This window comes from Pseudomonas sp. rhizo66, assembly GCF_031931925.1.
Classification (GTDB): Bacteria; Pseudomonadota; Gammaproteobacteria; order Pseudomonadales; family Pseudomonadaceae; genus Aquipseudomonas.
In genome coordinates this window covers 1-302 of sequence record NZ_JAUJWZ010000065.1, presented here as the reverse complement: position 1 = coordinate 302, position 302 = coordinate 1, and the positions used below count along the sequence as shown (strand labels likewise).

Annotated in this window: 1 protein-coding gene; it reads right to left on the bottom strand. The window is 61.6% G+C overall.

Going from position 1 to position 302, the window contains the following annotated elements; all coding sequences use genetic code 11:
• On the bottom strand, positions 1-302 hold a 302-nt coding region (locus QZR14_RS27965; protein WP_311998315.1), incomplete at both ends, for an immunoglobulin-like domain-containing protein.

Below are 302 nucleotides of genomic sequence, written 5' to 3'. Positions count from 1 at the left end.
ATCGAACCACCCTCGGCCACGGAACCGGTCGCGCTCAGCGACAGGTTGGTGGTGTCGGCGACATCGGTAACAGTGGTCGATACCGGGGTCTTGTCGGCGACCAGATCTTCGTAATTACCACCGGAAACACCGGTGATCGAGTTGGTCAGCGGCGCATTGCCGGCCAACGCATCGTTCGGTGCGGTGGTGGTCACGGTGCCGGTAGTTTTGCCGACTTCAATCGTAATGCTCTGACCGTTGGCCAGGGTCACCACGACAGGCGAACCGGTGACCGGCGCGCCAACAGTGGCGGTATAGGTGAC